12 protein-coding genes are annotated in these 13,171 nt (G+C 66.5%); 8 read left to right on the top strand and 4 right to left on the bottom strand.

Going from position 1 to position 13,171, the window contains the following annotated elements:
• Positions 1-41: 41 nt before the first annotated feature.
• A complete protein-coding gene (locus ABE473_RS09700) occupies positions 42-1,154 on the bottom strand; it encodes a PLP-dependent cysteine synthase family protein (protein ID WP_176988132.1) in 1,113 nt (370 codons plus the stop codon).
• A 109-nt stretch (positions 1,155-1,263) separates the two neighbouring features.
• Here ABE473_RS09700 and gloA point away from each other — a divergent pair, with 109 nt between their 5' ends.
• Positions 1,264-1,791, top strand: coding sequence for a lactoylglutathione lyase (gene gloA / locus ABE473_RS09695; protein ID WP_346489325.1), 528 nt, complete (start codon positions 1,264-1,266; stop codon positions 1,789-1,791).
• Between the two features lie 46 nt (positions 1,792-1,837).
• Here gloA and ABE473_RS09690 read toward each other — a convergent pair whose 3' ends face one another.
• Positions 1,838-2,200, bottom strand: a complete 363-nt coding sequence (locus ABE473_RS09690) for a hypothetical protein (RefSeq protein WP_346489324.1) — start codon at positions 2,198-2,200, stop codon at positions 1,838-1,840.
• 182 nt (positions 2,201-2,382) lie between these two features.
• On the opposite strand from ABE473_RS09690, the gene ABE473_RS09685 reads away from it, so the two are divergent.
• The 3 genes from ABE473_RS09685 (at position 2,383) to ABE473_RS09675 (ending at position 5,661) form a co-directional block, all read left to right on the top strand.
• Complete coding sequence (locus ABE473_RS09685; protein ID WP_346489323.1) at positions 2,383-2,817, top strand: VOC family protein; 435 nt, start codon at positions 2,383-2,385, stop codon at positions 2,815-2,817.
• 74 nt (positions 2,818-2,891) lie between these two features.
• Positions 2,892-4,211 (top strand): putative DNA modification/repair radical SAM protein, encoded by a 1,320-nt coding sequence (locus ABE473_RS09680; protein WP_346489322.1) that lies wholly within the window; start codon positions 2,892-2,894, stop codon positions 4,209-4,211.
• 1 nt (position 4,212) lies between these two features.
• Entirely contained in the window at positions 4,213-5,661 is a 1,449-nt protein-coding gene (locus tag ABE473_RS09675) for a UdgX family uracil-DNA binding protein (RefSeq protein ID WP_346489321.1), read from the top strand.
• Positions 5,662-5,720: 59 nt separating this feature from the next.
• Here the strand turns inward: ABE473_RS09675 and ABE473_RS09670 are convergent, their stop codons facing one another.
• Positions 5,721-6,152 (bottom strand): CBS domain-containing protein, encoded by a 432-nt coding sequence (locus ABE473_RS09670; RefSeq protein ID WP_176988126.1) that lies wholly within the window; start codon positions 6,150-6,152, stop codon positions 5,721-5,723.
• Between the two features lie 329 nt (positions 6,153-6,481).
• Positions 6,482-8,323 carry a glutamine--fructose-6-phosphate transaminase (isomerizing) gene (gene glmS / locus ABE473_RS09665; protein WP_346489320.1) on the bottom strand — a complete coding sequence of 614 codons (1,842 nt, stop codon included), beginning with the start codon at positions 8,321-8,323 and terminating at the stop codon, positions 6,482-6,484.
• A 203-nt stretch (positions 8,324-8,526) separates the two neighbouring features.
• Between glmS and ABE473_RS09660 the strand changes: the two genes are divergently transcribed.
• Genes ABE473_RS09660 through ABE473_RS09645 form a run of 4 tightly spaced genes read left to right on the top strand, consistent with a single transcriptional unit; the run spans position 8,527 to position 13,111 of the window.
• Positions 8,527-9,792: an efflux RND transporter periplasmic adaptor subunit gene (locus tag ABE473_RS09660; protein WP_346489319.1), complete on the top strand. Its 1,266-nt coding sequence runs from the start codon at positions 8,527-8,529 to the stop codon at positions 9,790-9,792.
• 43 nt (positions 9,793-9,835) lie between these two features.
• On the top strand, positions 9,836-10,561 hold the full coding sequence (locus tag ABE473_RS09655) for an ABC transporter ATP-binding protein (protein WP_176988123.1): 726 nt from the start codon (positions 9,836-9,838) through the stop codon (positions 10,559-10,561).
• A gap of 8 nt (positions 10,562-10,569) precedes the next feature.
• Entirely contained in the window at positions 10,570-11,874 is a 1,305-nt protein-coding gene (locus tag ABE473_RS09650; protein ID WP_346489318.1) for an ABC transporter permease, read from the top strand.
• 16 nt (positions 11,875-11,890) lie between these two features.
• Complete coding sequence (locus tag ABE473_RS09645) at positions 11,891-13,111, top strand: FtsX-like permease family protein (protein WP_346489317.1); 1,221 nt, start codon at positions 11,891-11,893, stop codon at positions 13,109-13,111.
• The last annotated feature ends 60 nt before the right edge of the window (positions 13,112-13,171 follow it).

Here is a 13,171-nt window from a genome sequence, read left to right as displayed (position 1 = left end):
TGCGCCGATGGGCCAGGTTCACGCCAGATCCGGCGCCCCGCTCAGTACAGCGCTTCCAGCGAGACGCAGGGCAGCACGGGCAGCCCCTGCCCGGCCACGGCAGCGGCGAGCAGTGCATCGGCGCCCTCCACGTCGATGCCCTGCTTCGGGTACCACTCGGGGTTGTAATAGCTGTGCGCGTAGCGCTCGCCGCTGTCGCACAGGATGGTCACGATCGAGCCGCTGCGGCCGGCATCGCGCATCAGCTGCGCGGCCTGCAGCACGCCGATGAAGTTGGTCCCGGTGGAGCCGCCCACGCGGCGGCCCAGCTGGCGGCTGACGTGGCGCATCGCCGCCAGGCTCAGCGCATCGGGCACCTTGACCATCGCATCGACGCTGGTCGGGATGAAACTGGACTCCACCCGCGGCCGGCCGATGCCTTCCACCCGCGAGCCGCCACTGCAGGTCAGCTCGCGCCAGGGCTGCCCGGCCAGCGCGGCGCAATAGCCGTCATAGAACACCGAGACCTCCGGGTCCGCGCACAGGATGCGGGTGTCATGCCGGCGGTAGCTCACGTAGCGGCCGAGCGTCGCCGCGGTGCCGCCGGTGCCCGGGCTGCACACGATCCACTCGGGCACCGGATGCGGCTCCTCGGCCATCTGCTTGAAGATCGATTCCGCGATGTTGTTGTTCGCCCGCCAGTCGGTCGCACGCTCGGCATACGTGAACTGGTCCATGAAGTGGCCGCCGGTTTCGCGGGCCAGCGTTTCCGAATCGCAGTTCAGGTCGCAGGCACGCTCGACCAGATGGCAACGGCCGCCATGGAACTCGATCGCCGCGATCTTCTCCGGCGAGGTCGTTGCCGGCATCACCGCGATGAACGGCAGGCCCAGCAGCCGCGCGAAATACGCCTCGGACACGGCGGTGGAGCCGCTGGAGGCTTCGATCACCGGACGTCCTTCGCGCAGCCAGCCGTTGGTCAGTGCGTACAGGAACAGCGAGCGCGCCAGGCGATGCTTCAGGCTGCCGGTGGGGTGGCTGGACTCGTCCTTGAAGTACAGGTCGATGCCCTCGAACCCCGGCAGGTCCATCGGAATCAGGTGGGTATCGGCCGAACGGTTGAAATCGGCTTCGATCTTGCGGATGGCGGCGGCCACCCATTCACGCTGGGACATGATGAACGCTGCTCAGGGAGACACACCATTCTACCCGCCACCCCGCCCAGCCGGGACCGCTAAAATGGCGTGTCCGCCGCGCCGATGCGGCCCCGCCCCAGGATCCCCCATGAGCCTTGCCGCCTTCCAGAACCAGCCGGGTGTCGCCGCCCAGGTGCCCGCCGAAACCACCGGCTTCGTGTTCAACCACTCCATGCTGCGCGTCAAGGACGCCGCCGCATCGCTGGACTTCTACACCCGCGTGCTCGGCTTCCGCCTGATCGACCAGCGCGACTTCGCCGAGGCGCAGTTCAGCCTGTACTTCCTGGCCCTGCTGCCGGCCGGCACCCAGATCCCCGAGGGCGACGACGCGCGCCGCGTGTGGATGGCCGGCATCCCCGGCGTGCTCGAGCTGACCCACAACCATGGCACCGAGAACCAGGACGGCCCGGTCTACCACGACGGCAATACCGACCCGCGCGGCTTCGGCCACATCTGTGTCTCCGTGCCGGACATCCAGGCCGCCTGCAAGCGCTTCGACGCCCTGCAGGTGCCCTACCAGAAGCGCCTGGAAGACGGCCGCATGAAGCACCTGGCCTTCATCAAGGATCCGGACGGCTACTGGGTGGAGATCATCTCCAATACCCCGATCGCCTGATCCCGCCTCTGTACGACGCGCCGGCCCCGCCGGCGTGTTGTCGAGGTTAGGGCTGGACCTGGAACTCGAAGGCCGCATGGAACGGCGCTTTCGGCGGCACGAACAACGTTTTCCCGACGAACCCCGCATCGACGCAGCGCGCGACCGCCTCCTCGCCTTGGCGCCATGTCCGCACCACCTTGCCCTGCGCATCCAGCTGCAGCACCACGGTGAAGGGCGCCAGCGCCTGCGGCGCGGGCGTGGGCATGCAGCGCGTAAAGCTGGCGCCGCCGACCCGGCTCATGCTGTCCAGCATCTCCGCATACGCCGCCGGTGCCAGGCTGGCTTCATCGCGCTGCGCCAGCGCCCGCACCTGTTCATAACCCGCATCGCCTGCGACCGCCTGGGCCACCATCACCATCCACAGCATCGTGCCTCCTCCGCCTGCGCGTTCATGACGCCAGCGCGCAGCGTAGGTCAGCGTGCGGGCCGGCGGAAGGGCCGTGGCCGACAGACCGCAGCGCGTAGTCAGCAAGGTCGACACCGCCGCGATGCGTCGCGCTGCGTCCAGTGGTATATCTGCGCCCCGTCCCACCACCCAACGGAGTCGGTATGGAAACGATGGAACTGCACCGCGGCCGCCTGATCGATCACCTGCAGCTGGTGGTCAGGGATCTCGCCGCCAGCCGCCGCTTTTACCAGGCCGTGTTCGACACGATCGGCATTCCGATCGCCGGCGAAGGCGACACCTACTTCTGGGCCGACGAACTGTTCATCTCCACGCCGGACAGCGACGCGGCGCTGGGCCAGCTCACCGGTCGCCACCACCTCGCCTTCCAGGCGCGCGACCGCGCCACCGTCGAGGCCTTCCACCAGGCGGCACTGGTCAACGGTGGCAAGGACAACGGCGCCCCGGCCGAGCGTCCTTACCATCCGGGCTACTACGCGGCGTTCGCGCTGGATCCGGATGGCAACAATATCGAAGTGGTGTTCCATGGGCCGGCCACCTACAGCGCGGACTCGGTGACGGTGACCTTCGAAGGCTGAGGCGGAACCTGAATTCTTCAGGGACTATCTGATGCGTCTCACTGGATGAGATCGTGCCTCGGTACGGTCTTTCCATGGAGACGATCCGCAAACTGGCCATCCTTGCCGATGCCGCGAAGTACGACGCGTCCTGCGCCTCCAGCGGCGCGGGCAAGCGCGATTCGCGTGCATCCGGCGGCATCGGCAGTACCGAGGGGATGGGAATCTGCCACAGCTACACGCCCGATGGCCGGTGCGTGTCGCTGCTCAAGATCCTGCTGACCAACTTCTGCATCTACGACTGCGCGTACTGCGTCAACCGCGTATCGAGCAACGTGCAGCGGGCGCGTTTCAGCGTGGAGGAAGTGGTCGCGTTGACGATGGACTTCTACAAGCGCAACTACATCGAGGGGCTGTTTCTCTCCAGCGGGATCATCCGCAATGCCGACTACACCATGGAGCAGATGGTGGAGATCGCGCGCGTGCTGCGCGAAGAACGCCGGTTCAGCGGCTACATCCACCTCAAGACCATTCCGGAAGCCTCTCCGGAACTGCTTGCGCTTGCCGGTCGCCATGCCGATCGGCTGTCGATCAACATCGAGCTGCCCACCGAGGCCGGGCTGGCCAGCTTCGCGCCGGAGAAATCCCTGCCGTCGATCCGCGGCGCGATGGGCGAGCTGCGCTGGCGCATCGAGGAAGCCAAGGAAGCGCGCACGTCACATCCGGACCCTGACGCGCCATCATCCTCGGCAGCCGCCGCAGCGCCCCCCGCGCCGGCCCTGCGCGGCCGCCGGGCCCGCGCGCCCCGCTTCGCGCCGGCCGGGCAGAGCACCCAGATGATCGTCGGCGCCGACGGTGCCAGCGACAACCAGATCCTCAGCGCGGCCGACAATCTGTACGGCAACTATCGGATGCGCCGCGTCTATTACTCCGCCTTCAGCCCCATTCCCGATGCCAGCAAGGCGCTGCCCCTGCAGGCACCGCCGCTGGCACGCGAGCACCGCCTCTACCAGGCGGACTGGCTGCTGCGCTTCTACGGGTACGGCGTGGAGGAAATCACCGATACCACCCAGGGCGGCATGCTGGACCTGGACATCGACCCGAAAATGGCCTGGGCGATCCGCCACCCCGAGCGCTTCCCGGTCGATCTCAACATCGCGCCCAAGGAGCTGCTGCTGCGCGTGCCCGGGCTCGGCGTACGCAACGTCAAGCGCGTGCTGATGGCGCGGCGGCATGGTCGTCTGCGCGTGGCCGATGTGGCCCGCCTGCGTGCACCCATGAGCAAGCTGCTGCCGTTCGTGCAGCTGGCCGACCATCATCCGCGGCGTGCACTGGATGATACGGCGGCGCTGCGGGCCCGACTGGCACCACCGCCGCGACAGGGTGCGTTGTTCCCCGACGCGGCCGCGAGCTGACATGGCGCGCTGGAGTGTGCGGGTCGACCCGGCGTGGTCTCTGGAAGCCTGGCGCACCGCCGCGCGCCTGGCCCTGCGCCACGCGGTCGCGCCGGATCAGCTGGACTGGTTGCCTGGCAGCGAGACGTCGCTGCTGGATGCGCCATCGCTGAGCTCGGTGGAGGACAGCGCGCCACCGGCCGAGCCGCAGGTCCATGTCCCCAAGAGCTTTGTCGAGCTGGCTGCCATCTGCCTGTGCCATCGCGATCCGCAGCGGATGTCACTGCTCTATCGCATGCTGTGGCGCATCACCCATGGCGAACGCAGCCTGCTGTCCAATCCCGCCGATGCCGACGTGCTCCGCGCCATGGCCTTGAGCCAGGCGGTACGCCGCGATACGCACAAGATGAAGGCCTTCGTGCGCTTCCGGGAGGTGCCCGGCGAACAAGACGCGTTCATTGCCTGGTTCGAACCGGATCACCAGATCGTCGACCGCGTCGCACCGTTTTTCGCGCGACGATTCGCCGGCATGCGCTGGGCGATCCTGACGCCGTACCGCAGCGTGCACTGGGATGGGCAGCAGCTGTCGTTCGGCGCGGGCGGCCACCAGAGCGATGCGCCGATGGAAGACGCACGCGAAGAACTGTGGCGCACCTACTACGCCAACATCTTCAATCCGGCCCGGCTCAACACCCGGATGATGCAGCAGGAGATGCCCACCAGATACTGGAAGCACCTGCCGGAAGCCTCGTTGCTGCCACAGCTGGTGCGTGATGCCGGTGACCGGGTGCAGGAGATGCATGACCGTGAAGCGCAGGCCCCGCGGCGGCGCATCCCCCAGGCCATCGCGGCACCGGAGCCGGCCACAGAGACGACGCCTGCCACGCTCGACGCGCTTCGCGATGCCGCCGCGGCGTGCCGCCGCTGTCCGCTGTGGGAACCGGCCACGCAGACGGTGTTCGGTGAAGGTCCACCGAATGCATCGATCATGCTGGTCGGCGAACAACCCGGGGACAGCGAGGACCTGAGCGGGCATCCGTTCGTCGGCCCCGCCGGGCAGCTGCTGGATCGTGCGCTGCGCGAACTCGGCGTCGAGCGCAGCGCGCTCTACCTGACCAATGCGGTCAAGCACTTCCGTTTCGAGCGGCGCGGCAAGCGGCGCATCCACAGTAAGCCGCAGATGACCCACATCAACGCGTGTCGGGCGTGGCTGATGGGCGAGATCGAGAACGTGCGACCGCAGGTAATCGTCTGCCTGGGGGCGAGCGCGGCCACGGCCGTGTTCGGGGCCGGCTTCAACCTGATGAAGAACCACGGGCGCTGGCACGTACTGGACGATGGCACGCGGGCGTTTGCCACGGTGCATCCGTCGTGGGTACTGCGGCAGACCGGCGATGCGGCGCGCGAGGACGCCTATCGGCTGCTGAAGGACGACCTCCAGCACCTGGTCGAGGTTCAACGCACACGTTGACCTCGCATGGGGTTGCCGGCCGATGGCCGGCAATGCCCGTCAACGCAGATCGGACAGCGTCAGTGCGCCGCCATGTAGATGTCCTGCAGGACCGCCTTTTCCAGCTCCAGCTCGCTGAGCAGATTCTTCACGATATCGCCCAGGCTCAGGATGCCGACCAGCGTGGCGCCCTCGGTCACCATCAGATGACGATGGCGGGAGTACGTCATCAGCGCCATCGCCTGCTTGAGGCTCGCGTCGGGACCGATGCCTTCCAGCCCTGCCGACGGCAGCGTGGAAATGACCCGCCTGCCCGCCTGGGGACCATCTTCCGCAAGGCTGCGCACGATGTCCTTCTCGGACACGATACGCACCGGTGCATCGTCTTTCATCACCACGAGGGCAGCGATCTTGTGCGCGCTCATCTTGTGGGCCGCGGCACCGATGGTGTCTTCCACATCGATGGTGACGATGGCTTCTTTCTTGGATTGCAGGAGTTCGCGGACGTTCATTCTTGTTTCCTGTTACAGGTTACTGAAGTCGAGAGATGCGCCTGGTTGCAGCGAGGTCGGTGGCATCGCCACGCGGTCCTCGGTCATTCGATTCTACGTCCGCACCCCGGCCCAGGAGTTTGCAAATCTGGGACGGTTCGTCGTGGAAGCGGGGGACGACCCTGAGAATGGCACCGCCAGTAAAACCGTCGCTGAATGCCGCCGCAGGGCACGACTAAAGTTCCAGTGCCGGCGGCCGCGTAGAGCCACCCCATGGGTGGCGCACAAAAAAGGGTGGCCCCGCAGGACCACCCTCGATACGCATCAGCGCCGCCTTGGCGGCGGACGCATCACTCCACCGTCACGCTCTTGGCCAGGTTGCGCGGCTTGTCCACGTCTGTCCCGCGGGCCAGCGCGGTGTGATAGGCCAACAGCTGCACCGGAATCGTATGCACGATCGGGCTCAGCACACCGGCATGGCGCGGCGTGCGGATCACATGCACGCCTTCGGACTCGACGAAGTTGCTGTCCTGGTCGGCGAACACGAACAGCTCACCGCCGCGGGCACGCACTTCCTGCATGTTGGATTTGACCTTTTCCAGCAGGCTGTCGTTCGGGGCGATCACCACCACCGGCATCTCTTCATCCACCAACGCCAGCGGGCCATGCTTGAGCTCGCCGGCGGGATAGGCCTCGGCGTGGATGTACGAGATTTCCTTGAGCTTGAGCGCGCCTTCCAGCGCGATCGGGTAATGCAGCCCACGGCCCAGGAACAACGCGCTGTTCCTGCGCGCGAAGCGCTCGGCCCACGCGGCGATCTGCGGCTCCATGTTCAGCGCATGCTGCACGCTGCCCGGCAGGAAGCGCAGCTGCTCCAGGTAGTCCGCTTCCTGCGCGGCATCGATGCGGCCGTGCAGCTTGCCCAGCACCACGGTGAGCTGGAACAGCGCGGCCAGCTGGGTGGTGAAGGCCTTGGTCGACGCGACGCCGATCTCGGCACCGGCACGGGTGTAGCAGACCAGTTCGCTGGCGCGCGGGATCGCGCTCTCGGGCACGTTGCAGATCGAGAGCGTATGCAGGTGGCCGAGCGACTTGGCGTACTTGAGCGCTTCCATCGTATCCAGTGTTTCGCCGGACTGGGAGATCGTGACGATCAGGTGCTTGGGATTCGCGTAGGCCGCGCGATAGCGGTATTCGCTGGCGATCTCGACACTGCACGGCAGCCCGGCGATCGCTTCGATCCAGTAGCGCGCGGTCAGCCCGGCGTAATAGCTGGTACCGCAGGCAAGAATCTGCACGCCTTCGATATCCGACAGCACGGCCTCGGCATTCTTGCCGAACAGCGTGGCCGGGAAACCGCCGGCATCGATCGCCGCTTCGATGGTGTCGCCCAGCGCGCGCGGCTGCTCGTGGATTTCCTTCTGCATGAAGTGGCGGTAGGGGCCCAGCTCCAGCGAGGCCAGCGATACGTCGGACAGATGCACGTCGCGCACGATCGGCTGATTGTGTTCGTCGTACACCTGCACGCCATCGCGGCGGATATCGGCCGTGTCGCCCTCTTCCAGGAAGATCACCGTGCGGGTGGCCTGGAGGATCGCCGAGACGTCGGAGGCGACGAAGTTCTCGCCCTCGCCCACGCCGATCAGCAGCGGGCAGCCCATGCGCGCGCACACGAAGTGATCCGGCTCGGCACGGCTCATCACCGCCAGCGCATAGGCACCGGTCAGTTCCTTGACCGTGCGCTGCAGCGCCGACAGCAGGCTGTCGCCTGCCTTCAGATGATGGTGCATCAGGTGCGCGATCACTTCGGTGTCGGTCTGCGACTCGAAGACGTAGCCCAGCGCGCGCAGCTTCTCGCGCTGTTCTTCATGGTTCTCGATGATGCCGTTGTGCACCAGCGCCACGCCGTGGCTGATGTGCGGGTGCGCATTGGCCTCGGTCACGCCACCGTGGGTCGCCCAGCGGGTGTGGCCGATGCCCAGCAGAGACTGGAAGCCTTCACTCGCGGCTGCCTTCTCCATCTCGGCCACGCGACCGGTGCGGCGCACGCGGCGGACATCGGGTGCGGCGGCAGAGGCGTCGATCACGGCGATGCCGGAGGAGTCATACCCCCGATACTCCAGTCGCTTCAATCCCTCGATGAGTACCGGTACCACGTCGCGATGCGCGATCGCTCCCACAATGCCGCACATAGATTCAGATCCCTGCTGGTAAGCCTCGCATTCTAGCGCGGGGGCCCCGGACGCTTGGGCGCTGTCCGCTTAACGAAAGTGTCCGACCCGGTGTCCGCGGACACACGGACACCCGGCAGATTTCGCAAGCCATTGTTTTCAAAGGGTGAAAACTTGGCACGGCGTCTGCTTGGTACTCCGCAACCCAACCGCGAACGAGCCCGATGATCCGCGACACTTCCGCCCAGGACCAGACCCTTTCCTCGCATGCCGCGCCCGCCCCGTGGAAGCGCTGGCTGTGGCCGGCGGTCGCCGCGCTGGTCGTGCTGGTGGCGATCGGCTTCGCCGCCCGTGCCTGGCTCGGGGCCAGCCGCTCCTACGACAGCGCCCGCGTCCGCATCGCCGAGGTCACCCGCGGCGACATGGTCCGCGACATCGCCGCGGACGGTCGCGTGATCGCGGCCAACAACCCGGTGCTGTATGCGATCTCCGCCGGCAACGTGAACCTCAAGGTAGTGGCCGGTGACGTGGTCAAGCAGGGCCAGGAACTGGCCGTGATCGACAGCCCCGAACTGCGCAGCAAGCTGGCCCAGGAACAGGCCACCTTGGCCGGCCTGCAGGCCGAGGCGAGCCGCGCCACCCTGGATGCGACCCTGGCGCGCGCCACGGCACAGAAGGATACCGACCAGGCGGTGATCGAACGCCAGGCCGCGGTACGTGATCTGGAGCGCTACAAGCGCGGCTTCGATGGGGGCGCGGTGCCGCAGGTCGATGTCGCCAAGGCCGAAGACACGGTCAAGAAGAGCGACATCCAGCTCGAACATGCCCGCAAGGACGCCATGCTCAAGGCCCAGGGCGCCGACCTCGATGCGCGCAACAAGCGCCTGCTCGCCGACCGCCAGCGTTCGGTGGTGACCGAGGTCGAGCGCCAGGTCGACGCGCTCACCCTGCGTGCGCCGTTCGATGGCCAGGTCGGCCAGGTGCAGGCGACCCAGCACACCAACGTGGTCGCCAATGCGCCGATCCTGGGCGTGGTCGACCTGTCGCGCTTCGAGATCGAGATCAAGGTGCCGGAGAGCTTCGCCCGCGAGCTGACGATCGGCATGCCTGCGCAGCTGACCGGCGGCAGCGGCCAGTTCGCCGGCAAGATTTCCGCCGTCTCCCCGGAAGTGGTCGCCGGCGAGGTCAATGCCCGCATCCGTTTCGCCGACAAGCAGCCGCAGGGTCTGCGCCAGAGCCAGCGGATGCAGGCCCGGGTGCTGCTCGATACCCGCCGCAACGCACTCAAGATCGAGCGCGGCCCGTTCGTCGAACAGGGCAACGGCTACGCCTACGTCATGGACGGCAGCAGTGCGGTCCGTCGTCCGGTCAAGCTCGGTGTGAGCAGCCTGGGTGAAGTGGAAATCCTTTCCGGCCTGCAGCCCGGCGACCGCGTCGTGGTCTCCGGCAGCGATCTGTTCGGCGATGCCGAGCGCGTCTCCATCAACTGATTCAGCCCCTTTCGATCCTCTCGACTTTCAAAGGAAAACAGCCATGCTTGAAATGCGCTCGGTCGCCAAAGTCTTCCGCACCGAACAGGTGGAAACCCACGCCCTGCGGTCGCTGGACCTGCATGTCCGCGAAGGCGAGTTCGTTGCCGTGACCGGTCCGTCCGGTTCGGGAAAAACCACCTTCCTCAACATCGCCGGCCTGCTGGAGACCTTCACCAGCGGCACCTACCTGCTCGATGGCCAGGACGTCAGCCAGCTGGGCGATGACGCGCGCAGCCGCCTGCGCAACCAGAAGATCGGCTTCATCTTCCAGGGCTTCAACCTGATCTCCGATCTGAACCTGTTCGACAACGTCGATGTGCCGCTGCGCTACCGCGGCATGCCCGCTGCCGAGCGCAAGGAGCGCATCGAGCACGCGCTGGCCCAGGTGGGCCTGGGCTCGCGCATGAAGCACTACCCGGCCGAACTCTCCGGTGGTCAGCAGCAGCGCGCCGCGATCGCGCGGGCGCTGGCGGGCAGCCCGCGCCTGCTGCTGGCCGATGAACCGACCGGCAACCTGGACAGCCAGATGGCCCGTGGCGTCATGGAGCTGCTGGAAGAAATCAATGCCAAGGGCACCACGATCGTGATGGTGACCCACGATCCCGAACTGGCCGCCCGTGCCAAGCGCAACGTGCACATCGTCGACGGCCAGGTCACCGATCTGCTGCGCGACCCGGTACTTTCCACGCCGCGCCCCGCGGTTGCCGCTGCCATCGCCAACGACTGAGGCCGGCCATGATCGCTTACTACTTCCGACTGGCCCTGCGCAGCTTCCGGCGCAACAAGGTGCTGACCGCGCTGATGGTGATCGCCATCGCGCTGGGCATCGGCGCGTCGATGACCACGCTGACCGTGTTCCACGTACTGTCCGGTGATCCGATTCCGCAGAAGAGCGACCGGCTCTTCAGCGTGCAGATTGATCCACAGTCGGCGCTTGGCTATCAGCCCGGCGAAGAACCGGCCGATCAGTTGACCCGCTTCGATGCCACCAAACTGCTGAGCGAGAAACATGCCAAGCGCCAGGCGATGATGACCGGTGGCGGCGTCACCATCGAGCCGGACAGCAGCACGCTGCGTCCGTTCGTCACGGATTCTCGCCACACCTCGGGCGACTTCTTCCCGATGTTCGATACCCCGTTCCAGTACGGCCAGGGCTGGAAGGAATCCGATGACGAAGGCCGCGGCAGGGTCGCGGTGATCACGAAGACACTCAACCAGAAGCTGTTCGATGGCGCCAACAGCGTGGGCAAGTCGCTTCGCCTCAATGGCAACACGATGACCGTGGTCGGCGTGCTGGACGACTGGCACCCCAACCCGCACTTCTACGATCTCAATACCGGTCGCTATGGCGACAGCGAAGATGTGTTCGTTCCCTTCACCACGGCCATCGAGCTGAAGTTCGACCGCAGCGGCAGCATGGACTGCTTCGGCCGCCGCAATGAGCCCGACCCGACCGGCCCGACCGCCAGCTGCACCTGGATCCAGTACTGGGTGGAGCTGGAGAATGCCGGCCAGGCTGCGGAGTACCGCCGCTACCTGGAGAACTACTCCGACCAGCAGCGTGCGGCCGGCCGCTTCGAGCGTCCCAACAACGTCCGTCTGCGCAATGTCATGGAGTGGCTGGACTACAAGAAGGTGGTCCCCGGTGACGTTCGCCTGCAGCTGTGGTTGGCGATGGGCTTCCTGCTGGTCTGCCTGATCAATACCGTGGGCCTGCTGCTGGCCAAGTTCCTGCGCCGCAGCGGCGAGATCGGCGTGCGCCGGGCGCTGGGTGCCAGCCGCGGCCAGATATTCCTGCAGTCGCTCATCGAGGCCGGTACGGTCGGCCTGGCCGGCGGCCTGCTCGGCCTGGTGCTGGCGATGCTGGGACTGTACGCGGTGCGCCAGCAACCGGTGGACTACGCCAAGCTGGCCACGCTGGATGGGCAGATGCTGCTGATGACCTTCGCGCTGACCCTGGTCGCCAGCCTGCTGGCCGGTTTCCTGCCGGCGCTGCGCGCCATGCAGGTCGCGCCCGCCATCCAACTCAAATCGCAGTAAGGATCCGGAGCACACCATGGATATCCGTCCCATCCTCTCCACCCTGCGCCGGCATAAAACCGCCGCGTCGCTGATCGTGCTCGAGATCGCCCTGACCTGCGCCATCGTCTGCAATGCGCTGTTCCTGATCGGGCAGCGCATCGAGAAGATCAACCAGCCCAGCGGCATCGCCGAGACCGAACTGATCGAAGTCCGCCTGGGCGGCATCGGCACCCAGGTCAATGCAGCCGCGCGCACCCGCGAAGACCTGGCGGCGTTGCAGGCCATTCCGGGCGTCAAGAGTGCCGTGACGCTGAACCAGATTCCGTTCCGCAACAGCTCCTGGAACACGGGCCTGGGGCTGACTCCCAACCAGGAACGCTCGACGCTGAATTCCTCGCAGTATTTCGCGCGCGAAGGCGCACTGGAGACGCTGGGCGTCGAACTGGTCGCGGGCCGCGATTTCCAGAGCGACGAGTACCGCGACGCGGCAGACGCCTTGACCGACGAGAGCGCCGAGAAAACGGGTTCGGCGATCATCGTGACCAAGGCGATTGCCGACAAGATGTTCCCCGGCGGTGATGCCCTGGGCAAGACGATCTACAGCGGTTCCATGCCCCTGCGCATCATCGGCATCGTCAAGGAGCTGGGCCGCCCGAACCCGGTCAACGGCGATATGCAGTATTCGATCATGCTGCCGTTGCGGGCGACCTACGACGAGGGCTTCTACCTGATCCGTGTCACCGATCCCACGCGTCGGGACGAAGTGATCAAGGCCGCGGTGACGGCGCTGGAACGGGTGGATTCGAGCCGACTGGTCCGCGGCAAATCCACCTACGAGGAACAGCGCAACAAGTACTTCGCCAACGACCGCGCCATGGTCGGCCTGCTGATCACCGTCTGCGTGGCCCTGCTCGTGGTGACCGCACTGGGCATCGTCGGCCTGGCCAGTTTCTGGGTGCAGCAGCGCACCAAGCAGATCGGCATCCGGCGTGCACTGGGCGCCACCCGCAGCCAGATCCTGCGTTACTTCCAGACCGAGAACTTCCTGCTGGCCACGGTCGGCATCGTGCTGGGCATGTTGATGGCCTATACGATCAACCTGTGGCTGATGAACAACTACGAGCTGCCGCGCATGCCCATCAGCTACCTGCCGATCGGCGCGGTGCTGCTGTGGCTGCTCGGCCAGATCGCGGTCTTCGGCCCGGCCCGCCGCGCCGCGGCCGTTCCCCCCGCCGTTGCCACCCGGAGTGCCTGACGGCCCGTTCCGAAGGCGGTCCCCGCAATGGCGGGGGCCGCAGTCCGGCAGCGGCCAGCA

Source organism: Stenotrophomonas sp. TWI700 (assembly GCF_039673645.1).
GTDB lineage: Bacteria > Pseudomonadota > Gammaproteobacteria > Xanthomonadales > Xanthomonadaceae > Stenotrophomonas > Stenotrophomonas maltophilia_AA.
The sequence above is the reverse complement of the archived record's forward strand: the minus strand, read 5'-3'. Positions and strand labels throughout refer to the sequence as shown.